Annotated in this window: 15 protein-coding genes; 3 read left to right on the top strand and 12 right to left on the bottom strand. The window is 62.5% G+C overall.

Annotated elements, in window-relative coordinates:
* Positions 1-29: 29 nt before the first annotated feature.
* Entirely contained in the window at positions 30-1,775 is a 1,746-nt protein-coding gene (locus JNK74_12190; protein MBL7646938.1) for a hypothetical protein, read from the top strand.
* A 90-nt stretch (positions 1,776-1,865) separates the two neighbouring features.
* Here JNK74_12190 and JNK74_12185 read toward each other — a convergent pair whose 3' ends face one another.
* The 4 genes from JNK74_12185 to JNK74_12170 form a co-directional block, all read right to left on the bottom strand.
* Entirely contained in the window at positions 1,866-2,222 is a 357-nt protein-coding gene (locus JNK74_12185) for a PilZ domain-containing protein (protein MBL7646937.1), read from the bottom strand.
* 406 nt (positions 2,223-2,628) lie between these two features.
* The gene (locus tag JNK74_12180) at positions 2,629-3,153 is read right to left on the bottom strand and encodes a hypothetical protein (protein MBL7646936.1); all 525 of its coding nucleotides are present in this window, start codon (positions 3,151-3,153) and stop codon (positions 2,629-2,631) included.
* Between the two features lie 36 nt (positions 3,154-3,189).
* A complete protein-coding gene (locus JNK74_12175) occupies positions 3,190-3,522 on the bottom strand; it encodes a hypothetical protein (GenBank protein MBL7646935.1) in 333 nt (110 codons plus the stop codon).
* Between the two features lie 63 nt (positions 3,523-3,585).
* Positions 3,586-7,887: a protein kinase gene (locus JNK74_12170; protein MBL7646934.1), complete on the bottom strand. Its 4,302-nt coding sequence runs from the start codon at positions 7,885-7,887 to the stop codon at positions 3,586-3,588.
* Between the two features lie 388 nt (positions 7,888-8,275).
* Between JNK74_12170 and JNK74_12165 the strand changes: the two genes are divergently transcribed.
* Positions 8,276-10,519, top strand: a complete 2,244-nt coding sequence (locus JNK74_12165) for a hypothetical protein (protein ID MBL7646933.1) — start codon at positions 8,276-8,278, stop codon at positions 10,517-10,519.
* On the top strand, positions 10,488-11,900 hold the full coding sequence (locus tag JNK74_12160) for an outer membrane protein transport protein (protein ID MBL7646932.1): 1,413 nt from the start codon (positions 10,488-10,490) through the stop codon (positions 11,898-11,900). The genes JNK74_12165 and JNK74_12160 overlap by 32 nt, the downstream gene beginning before the upstream one ends.
* A gap of 80 nt (positions 11,901-11,980) precedes the next feature.
* Here the strand turns inward: JNK74_12160 and tsaD are convergent, their stop codons facing one another.
* From tsaD to JNK74_12120, 8 genes are all read right to left on the bottom strand, one after another.
* Positions 11,981-12,952: a tRNA (adenosine(37)-N6)-threonylcarbamoyltransferase complex transferase subunit TsaD gene (gene tsaD / locus JNK74_12155; protein ID MBL7646931.1), complete on the bottom strand. Its 972-nt coding sequence runs from the start codon at positions 12,950-12,952 to the stop codon at positions 11,981-11,983.
* Complete coding sequence (locus JNK74_12150; GenBank protein MBL7646930.1) at positions 12,949-14,697, bottom strand: divergent polysaccharide deacetylase family protein; 1,749 nt, start codon at positions 14,695-14,697, stop codon at positions 12,949-12,951. Before JNK74_12150 ends, tsaD begins: the two co-directional genes overlap by 4 nt.
* Positions 14,682-15,485, bottom strand: a complete 804-nt coding sequence (locus tag JNK74_12145; GenBank protein ID MBL7646929.1) for a glutamate racemase — start codon at positions 15,483-15,485, stop codon at positions 14,682-14,684. Before JNK74_12145 ends, JNK74_12150 begins: the two co-directional genes overlap by 16 nt.
* Before the next feature lie 9 nt (positions 15,486-15,494).
* Positions 15,495-16,151, bottom strand: coding sequence for a GerMN domain-containing protein (locus JNK74_12140; GenBank protein MBL7646928.1), 657 nt, complete (start codon positions 16,149-16,151; stop codon positions 15,495-15,497).
* Positions 16,148-17,347, bottom strand: coding sequence for an N-acetylmuramoyl-L-alanine amidase (locus tag JNK74_12135; GenBank protein ID MBL7646927.1), 1,200 nt, complete (start codon positions 17,345-17,347; stop codon positions 16,148-16,150). The genes JNK74_12140 and JNK74_12135 overlap by 4 nt, the downstream gene beginning before the upstream one ends.
* Before the next feature lie 16 nt (positions 17,348-17,363).
* Positions 17,364-17,522: a hypothetical protein gene (locus JNK74_12130; GenBank protein ID MBL7646926.1), complete on the bottom strand. Its 159-nt coding sequence runs from the start codon at positions 17,520-17,522 to the stop codon at positions 17,364-17,366.
* A gap of 63 nt (positions 17,523-17,585) precedes the next feature.
* Entirely contained in the window at positions 17,586-18,008 is a 423-nt protein-coding gene (locus JNK74_12125; protein MBL7646925.1) for a hypothetical protein, read from the bottom strand.
* Between the two features lie 11 nt (positions 18,009-18,019).
* On the bottom strand, positions 18,020-18,604 hold the full coding sequence (locus JNK74_12120) for a hypothetical protein (protein ID MBL7646924.1): 585 nt from the start codon (positions 18,602-18,604) through the stop codon (positions 18,020-18,022).
* Positions 18,605-18,743 lie beyond the last annotated feature (139 nt).

Below are 18,743 nucleotides of genomic sequence, written 5' to 3'. Positions count from 1 at the left end.
TTGAACGATGTAATGAACAGGATGTACCGATGAAAATCACGCGACTAAACCTGGGGCTCCGCCTGGTGCTTTGCGCCGCGCTGTCCCTGGTTTCCGTACCCGCCGCCCGCGCCCAGGAAGCGGCCCCGTCCATTGACGCCGTGCTGGATCAACTGCTCGCGCAGGATCCCGCCGCCCTGGCCAACTACATTCAGGCCATGAAGGCCACCTCGGCCCAGCAGGACCAGGAAGCCGCCGAACTGCGCAAGAAATCCGAAGCGCTCACCGCCCAGGCGGCCGATCTGGAGTCGCGCGTCAACGCCATTCTGGTGCAGGCCAAGGCCCTGGCCGATAAGTTCAATATGGACCCCGCCGCCGCGCCGACCGAGGCCATGGCCGCAGCCCCCGCGCCCGCCCCGGCACCGGCCGAAGGCGAGGCCATGATGGCCGCCGCGCCCGCGGAGGACACCTCCCCCGTGACGAGCTACGCGGAGCACGTCAAACCCATTCTGGAAGCCCGCTGTTTCAAATGCCACAACGCCGATACCTCCAAGGGCGGGCTCAACCTCGCATCCCACGCCACCACCATGGCTGGCGGTAGTTCCGGCCCCATCTTGACGGCGGGAGATCCCGGCGCCAGCCGCCTGATCAACCTGGTCATGCAGTCCGAAGAGCCGATCATGCCGCCTTCCGGCGATCCCCTTACCCCCGAGCAGATCGAAGTGCTGCGCAAGTGGATTGCCGATGGCGCACCCGCCGACGGCACGGCCAAGCGCATGGCGAAGAAAGAAGAAGCCAAGGCGGCGGGCGAGGCCTTCGTGGCCGCGAGTTTCGACGGCCCTCCGCCCATGCCCGAAGTGGCCCTGGCCGCGCCCCATGCCCTGCCTGGTCGCGGTGTGGTGGCCCGGGCCGTGGACACGAGCCCCCGCTCGCCCCTGATGGCGGTGGGGGGTGATCGCCAGGTCCTTCTCTACCAGACCGACACCAACGCCTTGCTGGGCGCGCTGCCCTTCCCGGAAGGTGACGTTTTTACCCTGACTTTCAGCGTCAACGGCGAGATGCTGCTCGCCGCCGGTGGTCAAGAGGGTGACACGGGCATCGCCGTGCTGTGGAACATTAAGACCGGCGAACGCGTCGGCACCTACGGCGAGTACTACGACACCGTGCTCGCGGCGGACATCAGCCCGGATCACCGGATGATTGCGCTGGGCGGCCCGAATAAGAAGGTGCGCGTCTATTCCACCGAAACGCGCGAAGAGCTCTTCGCCATGGAGAAGCACAACGACTGGATCCAGGCCGTGAAGTTCACGCCCGATGGCGAGATTCTTACGACCGCGGATCGGGCGGGCGGCATGTACGTGTGGCAGGCGGCCAACGGGCGCGAAGTGGAACAGCTCCGCGGCCATGAAGGCGGGATCAACGCCCTGGCCTACACCGCCGATTCCGCGATCATGGCCTCCGTAGGCGACGATGGCACGGTGCAGCTCTGGGACACGTGGAAATACACCCGCATCCGCAGCTTCGCGGCCCATTCCAAGGCCGCGCTCTATGTGGACATCAACGCCGATGGCCTGATCATTACCGCCGGCGCCGACCAGACCACCAAAGTCTGGTCGCAGGACGGCAAAGAGCAGAAATCCTTCGCCGGGCCCGGCGACTGGGTCTACGCCGCCTGTTTTGGCCAGAACAAGAAGGTCGTCGGCGGCACCTGGACGGGCAGTGTGGTCCTGTGGGACTTCGAGTCCGGCGGCGAGATCGCCCAGTTAAGCACCAATCCCGTTGCCGGTAGCGCCTGAACCGCGCCACGCCTGTGTTCAAAGAAATCGCCCGGTCGCCTCACTGCGAGGCGGCCGGGCGTTTGTTATCCGGGCTGCGCAAGGCCGACCCTATTCGAAATCTCCGGCGTCTTCCTTGAAGGCGTCAAGCACCCAGCTCGACAGGATGGCCATCGTGTGCTTCCCGCCGTGATCGGCGTGGAGACCCGCGCGAAACGTCTCGCTGCTTGGATCGGGCAGGCACCACGCCACCGTGGCGGGAAAGGAGATCTGCCGGTCGCCCAGGGACACGGGGATACGTACGACGGTCTGGGGCTTGAGATAGCGGCCCAGCGTCATGGTAAGCCCGCCATAGCTCACGTTGGTTACGGTCGCCTCACTCAACGTTCCCGTTCCATCGTGGAACCGGACCGGCAGGCTAAAGGCGATACGAGTGAATCTTCGGGTGTCTTTCTGTACGGCTAACATGGTATTCACTTACTTTCTAAAAAGGTTATTCTGAACTGCTCATACCCGGCCCATGCATATTCTGCCACCGCATACGCCGCAGTACTTTCTGGTATATACACATGGCCTCGGCCTCTATGTCAGGCTCGGCAAGGTTGCCGACGGGCGGATGCGCGCCGCCGACACCGAGGCTATCGAGGTGTAATACCCCAAGCCCGCCAGGGGTTTCCTCTATAACGAATGGGCACAGCCGATCAGGGACAATAACACCCAAAGGACCCATAGGACCCATAGGACCCAAAGGACCCATAGAACCGATAAGTCCCATAAGTCCCATAAGTCCCATAAGACCCATAAGACCCATAAGACCCATAAACAAAAAAGCCGCCCCGTGACAGCCACGGGGCGGCGTTATCAAAATCAAACCCTACTGCACGGAATACAACACCTGGGTCGCATCGCCGTCCGTCGAGATGGACACGCTCAACACGCGTTCACCCTTCTTGAAGGAGAGCATCTCCATCTTGCCCGCCTCACTGAAGGTACTCACGGTTTCCCAGCTCTGTTCCGCCAGTTTCGCCCGCACCGAGGAGGCCACGGTGTCCAGAGGTGACGGGACGGAGCCCTGGACAATGAGCATGTCCTTTCCGTCCGCCTGCGAGGACTGGACCATCTGCCAGGTGATGCCTTCCGGCACGGGCAGGTCCGGGGGGAAGTTCGCCGGCAGGGCCACCGACTCACCCGTCTGCATGTTTACCGAACCATCGGGGGTATCAATCTTGATATTGCCCCCGTCCTTGTTAATTTCCACATTGGAGCCATCGGGCATGCCGGCCTCGATTGCGGTCTCCGTGACTTCCTCCATCACGGACTCCCCGCAGCCGCCGAGGTACAGGGTCACCAGCAAAGCGCATGCGACGCGGGCGATCGGTTGATTCAAGATTCGCTTCATGGGGTAACAATCCTCCGGTCTGCCGGGCCCGAAGGCTCAGCCTTCGCCCATCTCGCCAATGTACACGTTCGCGGCGCCAGGCACCACCATCTGCATCTGCTGCCCCTCGGTCGTGATTTTAATATTCTTCACGTCGAAATTGTCGGGCAGGATTATGATGGATTCAATGTTGTCGCGCGGGATGATCGCCGCGTTCCTGTGCTTGTCGATCTGGATATTGTTTGGCTGGTTGCGCGCCACCATGATGCCCGTGGCCTCCATGGCGACCCAGTAGTCGTTGAACGCGGTAACCTTGCCCACATACGACAGGGGGCGCTGCTCGTGGAAGCTCTTCTTGAGCTTCACGCGTACCATTCGATCCTTAATCATGGGGTAATCCTCCTTGCGCCGCGGCGCACGCCCCGGCTGTGTCCATGCGGCCCCGTGAGGCCACTACTTGCGCCAGTATTGGCGCTTATAGGCTTCCATTTGTTTTTCGAGTTGCGCGGTCTCTATCGCGCTTTCCGCAGCCGTGCGAATCGTGATGTCGGTTGAACTCAGCGCCGAATCCAACTTGGCGTCGGTTGCGGCGGAATTCGACTCCGCGTCAGTCGTTTTCCCCTCGACGGTCGGGTAGTCCGCCATGTTCGTGGAGAATGCGTGCAAAATCATGGGGGAGACCGGCGGTTTCGTGATGGTGGCCAGTTGCAGTCCGTCGGCGCTGAAGGCGATCTGCTGGGGCTGGCCCACCTGGATGTTCGCCGTTACGCCCGCATTGTTCAGGGTCAATATCTGCACACCGGTGGTCACGTCAAAGATTTTGAAGGTCCTGTCAAAACCCCCGGTTACAACGCGGTTGCCGTCCGGGCTGAAGGCGACCGCCTGCACGGCGCCCGAGTGTCCCCGAAGCGTGGCCGACGGAGTCAGATCACTACTTTTCCACACGACGGCGGTCCCGTCCTGGCTTGCTGTGGCAAACTGAGAGCCACTCGGCGAAAAGGCGAGCGCGTTGACGCGGTCGGCATGGGCGCGCACCGGTTCGGTGCGGGAATTGTCGGAGACTTTCCAGCGGCTGAGGCTGCTCGATCCGATTCCGGGCCCACCGCCTTCCCCCTCAGATTTCGGATCGACCTGACTGATAAGCAACTCGCCCTCCGTGGGGGTGAAAAAGGCTCGCGCGCCAATCGTGTCCGGAATGTCCAGGGTCACCGGCGCGTCATCTCCCGTGAGGGCCGCGTAGACGGCCGTCTGCGTGTTCCCGGCCTCAGCCTTGAACGTTGCCGCGAGGTGTGTGCCAGCGTTGTTCACCTCCACAATCTGGAAGGCTTTTCCCGCCAGAGGCGAACCCTCGGCGAAGAGCGGCGTGGTGGTCCCCGAAGCGAGGTCCACCCGCGCCAGGGTCGTGCCGGACTTCAGCAGCATCTGCGTATCGCCCGCCGTAAACCAGATGGCGTCGCTCTTGGTCTGGGCCGTCGGCACGGTATACTTCAATTCGCCCGTTGCCAGATCCCACACGCGGAGGGTATCGCCATCACCCTCTCTACCGGCGGAGGCGAGGAGCGTACCGGCGGTGTTGAATTCGATGGCTTTTGCGGGGTCGCCGTGGGCGGCCAGGGAGTGGCGTCGGTGTCCGGTGCGCGCGTCCCACACGAAGATTTCGGTCTGACCACTGCCCGCTACCAGCCCCGTGCCAGCGTGGTAGGTTACGGTGGCGAACGCGGGAATTTCCGACGGGGCAAATTCCAGGTCGGCGCTAAGGTCCCAGATCTTCGCGATGCTGTCCTGGGGCGAAGAAGTGGCCAGGCGGAGACCGTCCGCGCTGAAGCCCAGGGTGTAGATTGAATTGTCATGGCCGCGGAAGGTGCGGATGGGCCGCAGTTCGGGCACGGACCAAAGGCGCAGGGTACGATCATCCGAGACACTGGCCAGTCGTTTGCCATCGGGGCTGAAGCGGACGCTGCGGATGATATCTTCGTGCGCTTTTTCCAGCCGGTATTCCTTGGCCGTTGCGGCCTCGACCACGACCAGATGTCCGTCGTTGGTGCAGCCCGCCAGGTACTTGCCATCGGGGCTGAAGGTGATCAGATCGGGCGAGTAGAAGCGCAGATCCGAATAGGTGCTCTTTGGCGACTTGAGAGACGCTGGGTCCCACAGTTCCAGTTGATCTTCCGTGCCCAGGGCCAGGATCGAATTGTCCGGACTGAAGGCGCCCGTGTGGTAGGAGACCGCGCTCTCGGCGGGGATTTTGTAGGTGCCCTCCACTTCGCCCGAGGGGATGCTGTAGACCTCGAAGAGGCGCTCTCGCTTCAGATCTTCGGTCATAAAGTGCCGCGCTATGAAGAGCAGCGAACCGTCGGGGCTGAAGAAGGTGCTGAACCCGGCGAGTTGACATCCTTCCACTTCCAGCACGACCGCCTTGTTGTCCACATCCCACACGCGGGCGGTGAAGGCCCGGTTGGAGTCGGTTGCGTTCAGCGCGGCCACGTATTTGCCATTGGCGGAAAGGGCCAGGTGATGACGGTCCGACGTTTCCCGAACTTCGTCGTAGCGGAGGATTTCCTCTCTTGAGTTCACGTCCCAAACTTGGACGGCCTTGTCGCCGCGGATGGCGATGCGGGAGACATCGGCGCTGGCGGCCACGGCGGTACCGTTCCCCGCGCGATTCACGAACTCATGGAGTATTTCGCCCGTGGCCACGTCATGGAGGGACAACGTGCCGCGCGGCGTGGCGGTGAGCAGCCCCGCTCCGTCGGCGGTAAAGGCGGTAAAGCGCCCGCCACGGTTCAGGGTCATGAGGTCGGCGTGGGTTTCGGCCTGGAGGTGGCCCCATTCCCACTGACGGAGGCTGGCGGGCTCGCAGCTTGCCAGAAGCTCGCGGGCCTTGGCCATCTGCTGTTCGTTGATGTTGAACTTCGTGTTGGCGATGTTGGCGTAGTAGAGCTGTTGCTGGGCCCGTTCCTTTTCGGATACGGCTATTTCAGTCTGTTTGACGGCCTCTGCTTCGTTTTCCTTTGCAATGCCTTCTTGTCTCTTGGCTTCAATTTCGTTCGCCTGCGCAATGTTCTTCTGGGCCCGAATGCTGAAATATGACCAGACGCCCAACGCAAGCAGCACCACGGCCGCACCCGCGAGCGTATTGATCCTCGTCTTGTGCTTCTTGTAATAGCGTTTGGCAATTTCCACCATGCTGTAGTCGTAGGCGCTGACCTGGCCACCCGAAATGAACTTTTCAATTTCCGAGGTCAGTTCCTTGGCGGACTGATATCGGTTCTCCGGCACCAGCGCCATGGCCCTCTTTACCACGGCGGCAAGTTCCGGCGGCGCCATGGGCTCGAGTTCGCGCACGGGGCGCGGCTCCATCTGGCCGACTTTGCCCATGAACTCGCGAACGTTGTTGCCCGCGTAGGGCATCTGGCCCGTGAGGATCACGTAGAGCACCGCCCCGAGGGAGTAGATGTCGGAGCGCTCGTCGATGAGGTCGGTGCGGCCCATGGCCTGTTCGGCGGGCATGAAATAGGGTGAGCCGATGGTCTGGCCGTACATGGTCTTGGCCGTGGCTTCCGTGCTGCTCACGCGCATGGCGTGGAAGGTTTCTTGCATGCCTTTCGCGTGGATGTCGTCTTCGCCCTTGACCTTGGCAATGCCCCAGTCGATGAGCACGGTTTCACCGAACTCGCCGATCATGATGTTCATGGGCTTCAGGTCGCGATGGATCACGCCCCGGCTGTGGGCGTAGCTGATGGCCTGGCACAGGTTCAGGAAGTGGGGGAGCAAGGTCATGCGATCCCGGATATCCTTGGCATCCTTCAGGAAATCGTGCATGGACTGGCCGCGGATCAGCTTCATGGTGTAATAGAGGCTGCCGTCGGCGCGATAGCCGAGCTCGTAGACCGGAATGATCGACGGATGCTCCAACTGGCCGGTGATTCGGGCTTCCTGCAGGAAGCGCGCGATGATAGGGATGGTCAAAATCGCTGTGGTGGGCGCGCCCGGCCGGGTCTCGGGGAGGATATTGCGCTGGAGCAACTGCTTCAGCGCCACATCGCGCCCCAGATGGGTGTCGTGCACCAGTGTAATCTGGCCCATGCCGCCCTTGGCGAATTCGCGGATGGTTTCATAGCGGCCCCGATGTTCCGCGACGGCGGGCACAATCTGGGACTCGTCCAACTCCGCCGCCGCCTGAACGGGAGACATAATCTGGGTCGCCGGGCTGCCCAGGGACTCAAAAAAGGAGTCGGGCGCGTCGCCCCGGGCGATATCGCCCACACTGCCCCGGTCACCGGTGTTGCCGGAGTGGGTGATACGGGTCCGGGCCACATCGCCCGGTTCGAGCAGGGAGTCCAACTCTACGGGGAGGTTCGCGGTCGCCGAGCCGTCGGTCGCCACGTCGCCCAGAAGGGAATCGGGGGGCGTTTCGCCCCGGCTGGCGCCGGCCTGCTTCGCCGCATTGCGATCAAAAGCGTCCAGAAAGTCGTCCAGCGAGTCCACCATGGTGGTTATCTTCTCTGGATTCTTCCCGAAATCCTGAATGGTCGCCGAGGCGTCCCCGTCGTGTTCCTTCAGGGACATCTCCACCAGACTGTCCAATTGCTCTTTGTCCGCGCGCGAAATGAGTCCGGCGTCCACCAGGCTCTGGCCCAGGTCTCCTTCCTCGCCGGACTGGGTCTGGCGGGCCAATTCCGCAAGTTTATCGGGACGGACCTTCTTCATGGATACGGCCAGCATGCCGAAAAGCAGGTTTCGGTCCTTTTTCACGATGAAAGTCTCCTGAAGATTGGCGTGGGAAATGGCAGACGGTTTCTCCATGTTGATTTTGGGGCAGTTACGGTGCGCAAGTCAATAGTTGACAATGGGCGGTTGATAGTTGATAGTTGACAGTTGACAATTGATAGTTGAAAGTTGATAGTTGACACCCTGCTGGGTTCACCCTCCAGACTCCAGACTCCAGACTCCAGACTCCAGACTCCAGACTCCAGACTCCAGACTCCAGACTCCAGACTCCAGACTAAATTGTATGTCGCCGAAATGGACCTTCGTGCGGTACACTATCCGTGGTGTAAGGCAGCGCAGCAGGGTGTTAATTAGTTTACAAGGATTCCTGCTTATGCTAGGATTAACCTTATTCGGGAAGGTGGGATGATGCATGGCTAAGAAATTACTGGCTACCCTCGTAGTGGGATTGATCCTCGGCGGCTGCGCGGCGGAGCAGAGCGCCCGCCAAGGCGAAGACGGCGAAACCTACGGCACGACGAAGGGCAATTTCCGCAGCACCTGGTGGGGCTATGCCGAGCGGGGCAGTTCCTACCTCGCGGGCAAGTTCTACGCCGAGGCGAAAGCTGACCTGGAGAAGGCGCTGGAGGGCCGCTCGGAGGACAGTTGGCGCGCCCGCACCTACGGCCTGCACTTCGTGGAATATTTCCCCAACCGCGAGTTGGGTATCGTCGAATTCCACCTGGGCAACCTCGAGGCTGCTGAAGCCGCCCTGAAGACCTCCCTGGATCAAGTGGACACCGAACGCGCCCACTACTATCTGGATCTGGTACGGCGCGAGAAGATCGCCAAGGGCGCGGTAACGGACAGCACCGAGCCCGAGTTGGCCATGGTGGTTGCCCCCGCGCAGATTGCCCAGGCGGCGTTGCCGGCGCCGGCACCGGCCCCCGAACCCGCCAAGCCCGAAGCCCCCGCATCGCCTGAACCCGCCAAGCCCGAAGCTCCGGCCCCCGCACCTGCGAAGCCCGCGCCCGCACCCATCGCTGAAAAAGGCGCCGTTATCTCGACGCGCGAGTTGACCTTTGAAGTGGACACGAAAGACGACACCGGCGTCTCGGAAGTGACTGTAAACGCCGAAAAGGTCTACCAGCGCGGCGCAACGGAGTCCGGAGAAACCCTGGCGGCGAAGAAGGAAGTGGTGCTGGACGAAGGCACCCACAAAATCGAAGTTGCCGCGAAAGACCTTTCCGAGAAGGAAGTGAAGAAAGAAGTGGAGGTCACGGTTGACCTGACCGGACCGACCATCGGCGTCTTCTCACCTATCGAACCTACCGTCACCGACCACGGCACCGTTATTCTGGAGGGATCCACCGTCGACAAGAACGGCGTGGTTTCCGTGGCGGTCGACCAGAAGGTCGTTAAGGAGGCCCCCGGCTCCCCGAAGGTGGACTTCAATTCCGAGCTTCCCCTGGCCGCCGGTGAAAACACCTTCGTCCTGGCGGCGCGCGACGTGGCGGGCAACGAAACCCGCTCCGCCATCAAGGTTTTCCAGGGTGACCCGGAATCCGCCGAAGCCAAGCTGTGGCTTCTGAAGCAGAAGCACCCGGAACTGCTGCAATACGCCAGCGCCGCCGGTTTGCCGCTGCTGGATTTAACCTTCGCCGTGGACGAACCCGCGCCCGCCGAAGGTGGCGAGATTCGCCTCAAGTCGCCCAAGCCCGATCAGCCCTACCGCCACAACCGGACCCTGCGCGTTTCCGGCGAAGTGGTGACCCAGTCCAAAGTGACCTCGCTCTCCATCAACGGCACGCCGGTCGACGAACTCACGGGCGCGCCGAAGGAAAGCTTCAACCGCCGCCTGCCCATCGAGACCAGCGCCGAGGGTGAATCCAAAGTCGCGGTGAACATCGAAGCGACCGACGAGAGCGGAAAGAAATATACCCAGACCTTCGACGTGGACGTGCGCCCCGTGGAGCTGAGCTCCAAGGAATCGCGCATGCCCGTGGCGGTGCTGGCCTTTGCAGGCGCCAATCTCGACGCGGGTGTGACCGACAACCTGCGCCTTACGACCGAAGCCCAGATTCTGGCGGCGGATCGCTTCCGCGTGGTGGATCGCACGCGCCTGCAGGACGTGCTCACCGAGCAGCAGCTTTCGGCGGCCCTGGCCGATCCAAATGAAGCGCTGGCGCTGGGCAAGCTGACGAACGCCTTCGTGTTCCTCGTGGCCGACGTCTTCCCCCACGACCAGGCCGGCCTGGAAATCAAGGCGCGGCTGATCGACGCGGAGACTTCCGACCTGATCGCCACGCTCGACTCCTTCATCGACGACAAGAACGATACCGCGAAGATCGAAGCGGCCTGCAAGGCCCTTTCCGAGCAGTTGTCCGCCCGCTACCCGCGCCTTTCCGGCGAAGTCACCTCGGTGCGCGGCACCGATGTGCTCGTAAACTGGACCAAGGAAGACGAGGTTCAGGAAGGGGCCTATTTCCTCTTCGTGAAGGAAGAAGAACCCTGGAAAGACGAAACCACGGGCGAAGTGCTTGAGCCCGGCGAGTTCGTGCCGGTCGGTCGCGGTCGCATCTTGAGTTTCCTGGGCAGCGGCGTCAAGGCGCAGCAGGTTCAAACCGGAGAGGAGGGTGCCACGATTGAACAAGGCATGCCTGCAATTACTATGTAGCCTGGCGTTGAGCCTGGCGCCGTGTGCGGCCTGGGCCCAGTTGGAAATCAACTCGTCGCCCAACGTGGTCGGCAGCGGCGCCCGCGCACTCGGCATGGGCAGCGCGTTCATCGCCATCGCGGACGACGCCACGGCGGCCTCGTGGAATCCCGGCGGTCTGACCCAGTTGGAGCGGCCCGAACTGTCCCTCGTGTACAGCTTCAAGAGCAACACGGAGGACTTCAGTTCCTCGTCCCACCGCGGACTGAACTTCGAGAACACGGTCAACTTCAACGAGATCAACTACGGGAGCTTTGTCTACCCGATCCCCCGCACCATCGCGGGCCGGAATCTGGTGGTGAGCCTCAATATCTTGAAGCAGTACGATTTCGACCGCGACCTCGACTTCCGCTACACGGACGTGGGTGCGGCGGCCGGCGGCATCGTCAACCTCGCCGCGAAATACGACTACAGCCAGCGCGGCGGCCTGAGTTCGCTCTCGCCCGCCTTCGGTTTTGAAATCACCGACAAACTCTCCATGGGGGTCGTGGCCAACATCTACGACCAGGACATCCTCCCGGACAACGAATGGAAGACCCGGAACAACATCCGGCAGCGGACCTTCTTCAACAGTTCCGCGCTTCCCTTCAGTGTGACCCAGATCGACGAGGACTTCACGGATTTCAAAGGACACAACTTCACCATCGGCCTGCTATACAAGCCCAGCGAACGCTGGAGCGTGGGTGCCGTGTACCACACCAAGTGGAGCGCGGATGTGAACTACGAGCAGGGCGTGCGCCTGGCCAGCGGCTCCCTCATCGGGACCGGCGGCGACAAGCGAAAGAAGGAGTACACCTTTCCCAGCGCCTTCGGTCTGGGCGCGGCCTACCGCTTCCCAAACGACAAGTTGACCGTCTCCTTCGACATAACGCGGCGCGACTGGGATCAGTTTGAAGTGCTCGATCCCGAAAGCACGCGCCGGGCCTTCCGCCGCACTTCCGGCGTCACAGGTCTGAACAAGAACCTCAGCGAGATCGACCCCACCTACACCGTGCGCCTCGGCGCGGAATATGTGTTCGTGAATGACGCCAAGCCCAAGCAGGATTTCCTGCCCAGCTTGCGCGCCGGTCTCTTCTATGATCCCGAGCCTTCCGGCGGCCGCAAGGACCTCTGGTACGGCGTGGGCGTCAACGGGAAGAGTAAGAAGGGCGATGGCGATCCGAACGATTTCTTTGGCTTCTCCCTTGGCGCGGGCGTGCTGGTGAAAGACCGGATCAACCTCGACCTGGCGTACGTCTACCGATTCGGCGACAACGCACGCGACGACACCTTCGGGCTCTTCGGTACCGACGCGGATGTGGAGCAGCACACGATCTACATGTCGACGGTGGTGTATTTCTAAGCCTTCTGGATGAAGAAACAAAATCGCGCCAGTACAGTCCCCGTGACCGTGCTGGCGCGCTTCTTATTGTAGCGGAGGCACTACAGTGCGAGGCTCGGGCTCGGGGTCATGGTGAAATCGCCGAATTTACCGTGTTTGAACAGGCTGTCACCGGCGGCGGCGATCATGGCGCCGTTGTCGATGCAGTACTTGAAGGGGGGCATGAACACTTCGATACCCAGCTCCGCCGTTACCCGTTCGCGGAGCAACTGGTTCGCCGCCACACCGCCCGCCACGACCAGGCGCTGGGCGTTGGTCTGCTGGATCGCCTGCTTCACCTTAATCAGTAGAATGTCGATGGCCGCGGCCTGGAAGCTTGCCGCGATGTCGGCGACATTGGCCGCGCCGTCCTGCATGGCGTAGAGCACCGCCGTCTTGAGGCCGCTGTAGCTGAATTCCAACCCGGCCTTGTTGCGCATGGCCCGGGGGAAATCGTACGCGGTCGGGTCGCCCTGGGCGGCGGCTTTCTGAATGCTGGGCCCGCCGGGGTAGGGCAGGTCGAGGAGGCGCGCCACCTTGTCGAAGGATTCGCCCACGGCGTCGTCGCGCGTCGTGCCGAGGATGCGATAGTGGTGGGGGCGGTCGCACTGGATGATCTGGGTGTGCCCGCCGCTGACCACCAGGGCCAGAAAGGGAAACTCCGGCGCCTTCTCGCCCAGGAAGGCCGAGAAGAGGTGGCCTTCGATATGGTGCACGGGAATGAAGGGCAGCTTCCAGCTATAAGCCAGCGCCTTGGCAAAGCTCAGGCCGACCAGCAGCGAGCCCATCAGGCCGGGGCCCTGAGTCGCCGCGATGGCATCAATCGGGACCCCGGCCTCGTCCATCACCTGTTTCACCAACTGAGAAATGACTTTGGTGTGCTGGCGCGAAGCGATTTCGGGCACGACGCCACCGAAGACTTTGTGGATGTCGATTTGGGAGGCAATTACGTTGGCCAGGACTTCCCGGCCGTCCCGCACGATGGCGATGCCCGTCTCGTCGCAGGAGGATTCGATTCCGAGGATAACACTCATTGCATCAGTTCCGAAGCGTGGACCAGCTCGATGCCGGCTTCCGCAAGTTTGGGTATTTCCTCCGCCAGTACTTTTGCGGTGGCGGGACATTGAAAATGGCCGATGCCGATGGCCGTCCCCTCTTCCTGGGCTGTCTCCAGCAGGATGGCAAATTGTCGGCGCACACTGGCCAGGTCGGTTGAATCGTCCAGAAAAACATCGCGCCTTCCCGAGGGCACGCCCATTTCCCGGGCGACGTCAAAGGCCACGGTCGTATGGATGGTAACGCTGTCGATGAAATATAGTCCTCGACTTTGCAGGACTTCCAGCACGTAGCCCATTTTTTCCCGGTCCGAAGTGAACTTGGAACCGGTGTGATTGTTGATGCCCACCACGTGAGGGATCTGGTCGATCGCGGCATTGGTCAGTTTCTGGATCTCTTCCTTTTCCATCCGGGTAAACACCGTGCCGGGAACGGACTGGACCGTCGGGCTGTCCGTTTCCATGGGCATGTGGAGCATGATCTCGAAGCCCTTCTGGGCCCCTTCTTCCGCGATCTCCGCCGCGAAGGGCGTGTTCGGCAGAATGGCCAGCGTCAGCCGATTGTCCAGCGCCAGTATGCGGTCGCCATGGGACCGGTTGTTCCCTCCATCATCGATGAGGATCGCCAGCCGGACCGACGCGCCGGGCAACAGGGACGCGCTGGGCTGGGGCTCGGGAGACGCTACAGGCGCGACAGCTTTTGGCGCGGGGGCCTCTTTGGTCGGCGGCACCGGCGCGGGCGTCTCCGGCGGGGGTGTTGTGGCGGGTGCCGGTGCGGGCGGGACTACCACAGGGCTGACCACCATATCGGGTGTGCCCGAGGGCTCATCCAGCGACTCGTCCGGCTCACTGCCGGTTATACCGTCGTCCAGCACGCCCTCCAGCGAGACGGACTCGGGGGCCGCGGGCTTCTCCGGGGCGGGGACCAGGGTACAGGCGATTCCGACACAGGGTTTGCCGCCGATACTGAGCAGCAGGTTGACCGGCGGGTCGCGCGGCACGTCCGTGCTGAAGAGCACGTCGGGCAGGGTCATGCGCGACTCCAGGCGCTCCTTGAGCTCGCCCAGGGTCATTCCAGGGGGGAGTTGGGCGTTGAAATAGGTGTAGAGCCACTGGGAGTTCAGGTCCTGCTGCTCCATGGCGTCCGCGCGGGTGTGGGGCGGATTCAGGCTCAAGCTCGCCAGCTCGCCCTCCACCAGATCGGCCAGTTGCTGGCTGCTGTTGCGCAGGTCGCTGCGGTAAGAGCTCGCGGTGTTCGGCTTCTCGGGAATCAGCGTGACCGTTGCGAAGGCGAAATTGTCGAAATAGAGCGAGAAGCGTTCGTAATCCGTCACCTCCTGCTTCTCCTCCTCGACAAGTTTCACGAAGTACTCGCTCATCTTCTTGCGCAACTCGTCCCGCAGCGTTTCACTCTTTACGTGGGGCGGCAAGGTGACATTGAAGCTGTGAAAGCTCCAGTGGGTTTCCGTCCCGTCGCGCTCCAGAAACTCCGGCAGGGCCGCGTCACGGGCAATATTCCTGCTGGGCACGAAATTATCCTGGAGGGCGTCCTCCAGCACATCGGCCAGCCGGTCGGTCTCTCCCTCCAGGTTGACGGGCCGCGAGAGCCAGAAGTTCACGGCAAGGAGTCCGGTGATTGCCAGCAGTGAGGACAGGGCGAGCACCGAGACGATGTAGTACATGAACGAAGGTGTGGATTTCGCGGCCATCAGAAATCCACCCATTCGGTTTCCTGGAGCGCGTGGCCCAGGAATCGCTGCCCAACCAGCATGAACATCTCCGGCGCGTCGGTAACAAAGTATCGGAATTGGGGAATGAGGGGCGTGGTCCCGAGCCGTCCCATTCCGTCGAGGGTGTGCTGGACGACGGCGGCGGTTTCATCCGCGCTGTCCACGAGCGTGATTCCGTCCCCCGCGGCCTGGGCGATGACGTCCTTCAAGAGGGGATAGTGGGTACATCCGAGGACGAGGGTGTCGATCCCCTGCTGCAAGAGTGGCTCCAGGTAGGCGCGGGCGATGGAAAGGGGAATGTCGCCATGGGTCCAGCCTTCCTCGGCGAGGGGCACGAAGAGGGGGCAGGGTTGACTGACGACAACGAGGTCCCCATCCAGTGCGTGGATGGTTTCGGCATAGCGACCGCTGCGCACCGTGCCCGCGGTACCGATTACGCCGATACGGCCGTTCCGCGTGGCGCGGACCGCCGCGAGCGCGCCGGGCTCGATGACGCCGAGAACGGGGATGTCGAGGTCCTCGCGCAGCACATCCAGGGCGAAGGCCGAGGCGGTATTGCAGGCCACGACAAGCAGTTTGATCTCGCGCGACACCAGTATGTGGGCGCAGGAACGGGCATAGCGCACCACCGTATCGGGTGACTTGGTGCCATAGGGCACCCGCGCGGTGTCGCCAAGGTAGAAAATAGACTCCCGGGGCAGACGCGCTTCAATCTGCCGCACCACGGTAAGTCCGCCCACGCCGGAATCGAAAACCCCCACAGCCGCCTGATGTTCAACCATGGTTTGCACTCAATTCTGGGCGGTGAGCCAGCGCGCGTCGGGCGCCACGGGCTCGTCCAAATCAATGTGGGCGGGAAAGGCCTCGGTGGGCGGGGCATCCTCGATCAGGAAGCGGACCCGGCTGACCCGGGGCCCTTCTCCTTCGTGTACCGCGGCCTGCGCCACGGACTGAACTATTCCCTGGACCATCAGACTTTCCAGGGCGGCGCTGCTGAATCGCGCATGCTCGGACTGGAGTTCGCGGGAGAAATTGATGACCAGTTCGCCCCCTTCGAGCAGAAAGAGGGACTTGACCTTGACCGTCTTCGGGAGGATCGGGCTTCCGCCGGTCTGGGGTCCCTCAATGAGGGCGTCCAGCACGGCCTTGCAGTTCTCCACCGTGGCGTTTGAAAAAGCCAGCACCCGTTTTTCCGTGGTGAGGCTGCGCCCATCCGGCGACGAAAAATAAAGGCTCACCTCGCGTGTTCCCACGGAGGTTGTCCGCGCGGCGGGGGCCCGCTCGGCCTGGGGTTCTTCGGCCAGTTGGAAGGCCCCGATGGGGTCGCGGCCGTTCGCGGCAATTTCCCGCACCAGCAATACAACCACGAAGAGCAATATCAACGTGCCTATCGCCCAAATCGAGAGGACGAATTTCTGAATGACGGTCATGCGAAAGTTCCGGCTCATTGCGCGGCTCCCCCGGGTTCGGGCCGTCCAAGGGCCTGGTTGATGCCGGCGGCCAGGGCCGCCGCCAGTTGTTCCTGGTATTGGGGGTCGGCCAGGCGGGCTTCCTCAATCGGATTCGCCAGGTTGCCGACCTCCACCAGCACGCCGGGAATGGTGCTTCCGCGAAGGAGGCCCAGCGCCGCCTCATGGACGATCGGGGTAGAAGGGGCGGAGACGCCCGCGACGGTTTCGGAAAGGGTGCGGGCCACACCGAGGGAGGCTCGGGACGCGCCCGCCGCCGAGTGTGCGAACAGCGCCGGTCCCACCGCCTCCGCCGCGTAGCTCGCGCCGACATGGATACTCACGACCAGTCCCGCTCGGCGGCTGCCCAGCGTGTCGGCGCGATTCTGTGCGGTGCGCACCTCGTCGCCCTCCCGGGTGAGCACGGTGGCGAGGCCATATTTTTCAACCAGGATGCGGCTGACGCCGGAAGCGATGGCGAGGCACACATCCTTCTCGGTCAACCCCGTGGCGCCGACGACGCCCGTGTCTTCACCGCCGTGGCCCGGATCAATCGCCACGACGGCAATCCCGCTGGGCATGGGCTCGGGCGCGGCGGCGACGGGCGCCACCGACTCCAGGGGGGCGTCTTCCAGGGTGTCGGACGCGGGGGCGATGGATTCCAGGTCCGCCGCCTCCATGAGTTCGGATTCGGGCAGGGGGGATGTCGAGGGGGCTTCGGGGGCCACCGAATCGAGGGGCGCTTCCTCGGCGGGCATGGCGAGGGCCGAAGTCGCGGGCGGATTCTCGGGCGTACCCATGCCGTAACCTTCCCGAAGGAAACGGACCACATCGGACATGGCGATGAGGGCGTCGTTTTGATAGGGAAGGACGGGATGAATGAGGGAAAAGGACTCGCCACCGCGCTGGACGGCCACGTCGTTCAGACCCACTTCCGCCCGGGTCTCGCCCAGTTGCATGGCTGCGCGGGCCGCGTCCACCTCCGTCGTGCCGCCCAATTGCCGCGCCAGATCGGCGAGCGAGGCATAGGGAACGCCCTGGCTCGTATACTCCGGGAGCACGAGCGTGGTCGTGACGCCGTTTCGGGTCACGTCGATCTTCTGCTCATCGCCCCAGGCCATTCGGGCGCAAAGCAGGCAGGAAAACAGGGCCAGCGCGATAAATCGCCCGGCTATGGCGTAGGGTTTCAGGGGCATTTGGGGAGGTTACCGGCTATTTATTCAGATTCTTGACGCGCTGCTCGATAATGACATTGTTCTTGAAGCTACCGGGGCTGCTCGCGGGCGGCTTGATGGTCCAGTAGAGTACCGCGAAAAAAATCGCGAACAGCCCAATCATAACAGCCGCGCCAACCTTATCTCTATTTGTCATGCTATGCTACCTTCCAACAGGCTCACAACCGGAGCATGACGGCGTCGCCATGCGCAACGCAGGCTACTTGCGCTTGGCCTCGAAGGCCTTGCGCGCGCTGTTGTCGTATGCGCCGATCTGGACCTCTTTTTTCTTGTCGAGCTTGATCTGGGACTGGGCCTTGGACACTTCCGCATTCAGGCGCTCCAGGCAGGCCTGGCAGAGCTTCTTGGTGATACTGATGGCGGGCGCGCCACACTTGCCGCACTTGGGCACTTCGCCCAGGCTGACCATGGCGACGCGGCCTTCGCCGATGATGCGGCGCACCACGGCTACGTCCACCTCCGCGGCTTCGGCGACCTGTTCGGCGTTCATGTTCTCGTTCTGGGCGATGACATCGCGGATCTTCTCGTAGTCCAGTTCCTCGGCCTCCACACAGGCGGAGCACACGTTGGCCGTGACCTTATTGAACATTTTTCCGCATCGTCCACAGCTTGCTAGGGGCATGGCAGTTTTCCTTATCGTAGCGGCCAATCGTACATGATGGACTCCCAATCAATGTCCAGATTGCCAATAACGTTCCCTTTAAGGACGTGCCCATCGGTGGACACGTTAATTCCCACCCGCAGCGAACGGATGGGCAGGCCGTCCTTGTCCAGCAGCGCCTTCTCCCGCGCGGGGTAAGTCACCTTAAGCCAGGTGCGGCGCGCCACGGGCCCATCCAGATCGTCCCGCCCCGAATCCACCGATTCATAGGCGATCTCGGAGCCCGGCGAGAATACGTACTGATCTTCCACGCCCTCGTCCACCAGGCGATTGTCCGCGACCGTGCGCAATCCCAACTCATCCATGAGCCGGTCTTTCTCGGCGGGCACCGCGCCGGCGCCGTCGGTTTCGAGCACAAAGTTCAGGCGATCTTTCATCCAGTAGGTCAACTCCACCACCTTCGCCCAGTTTCCTTCGCGGCAGGCCAGTGCATACTGCCAGGCCGCCCCGCTCTCGACCGATTCGGGAGCCGCCGGGGCGCCCCCCGTTTCAGGATTTTCGGTGTCGCCGGGCGGTGTCGATGGGGCTTCCCGCAGGGCGGTCGTGCTCTTGATCACGGTCCCGGAAACGGCGCCAAGAACCGCCCCGACAATGAGGGCGGCGGCGAATCGTTTTGCTGGACTGTATGCAGATTTTGCCACATAGGGATGGTAGCAAAGGGGGGGGCAATCCGTCAATCAAATGCGATAAAGACGA

The sequence above is a fragment of the Candidatus Hydrogenedentota bacterium genome (genome assembly GCA_016791475.1).
GTDB lineage: Bacteria > Hydrogenedentota > Hydrogenedentia > Hydrogenedentales > JAEUWI01 > JAEUWI01.
Note: the sequence above shows the minus strand (reverse complement) of the source record. Positions and strands in the feature narration are given on the sequence as shown.

Excerpts from the sequence above, each read along its gene's own strand:
- JNK74_12190 (MBL7646938.1), top strand. The coding sequence starts at position 30 with ATGAAAATCACGCGACTAAACCTGGGGCTCCGCCTGGTGCTTTGCGCC.
- JNK74_12185 (MBL7646937.1), bottom strand. The coding sequence starts at position 2,222 with ATGTTAGCCGTACAGAAAGACACCCGAAGATTCACTCGTATCGCCTTT.
- JNK74_12180 (MBL7646936.1), bottom strand. The coding sequence starts at position 3,153 with ATGAAGCGAATCTTGAATCAACCGATCGCCCGCGTCGCATGCGCTTTG.
- JNK74_12175 (MBL7646935.1), bottom strand. The coding sequence starts at position 3,522 with ATGATTAAGGATCGAATGGTACGCGTGAAGCTCAAGAAGAGCTTCCAC.
- JNK74_12165 (MBL7646933.1), top strand. The coding sequence starts at position 8,276 with ATGGCTAAGAAATTACTGGCTACCCTCGTAGTGGGATTGATCCTCGGC.
- tsaD (MBL7646931.1), bottom strand. The coding sequence starts at position 12,952 with ATGAGTGTTATCCTCGGAATCGAATCCTCCTGCGACGAGACGGGCATC.
- JNK74_12150 (MBL7646930.1), bottom strand. The coding sequence starts at position 14,697 with ATGGGTGGATTTCTGATGGCCGCGAAATCCACACCTTCGTTCATGTAC.
- JNK74_12145 (MBL7646929.1), bottom strand. The coding sequence starts at position 15,485 with ATGGTTGAACATCAGGCGGCTGTGGGGGTTTTCGATTCCGGCGTGGGC.
- JNK74_12140 (MBL7646928.1), bottom strand. The coding sequence starts at position 16,151 with ATGAGCCGGAACTTTCGCATGACCGTCATTCAGAAATTCGTCCTCTCG.
- JNK74_12135 (MBL7646927.1), bottom strand. The coding sequence starts at position 17,347 with ATGCCCCTGAAACCCTACGCCATAGCCGGGCGATTTATCGCGCTGGCC.
- JNK74_12130 (MBL7646926.1), bottom strand. The coding sequence starts at position 17,522 with ATGACAAATAGAGATAAGGTTGGCGCGGCTGTTATGATTGGGCTGTTC.
- JNK74_12125 (MBL7646925.1), bottom strand. The coding sequence starts at position 18,008 with ATGCCCCTAGCAAGCTGTGGACGATGCGGAAAAATGTTCAATAAGGTC.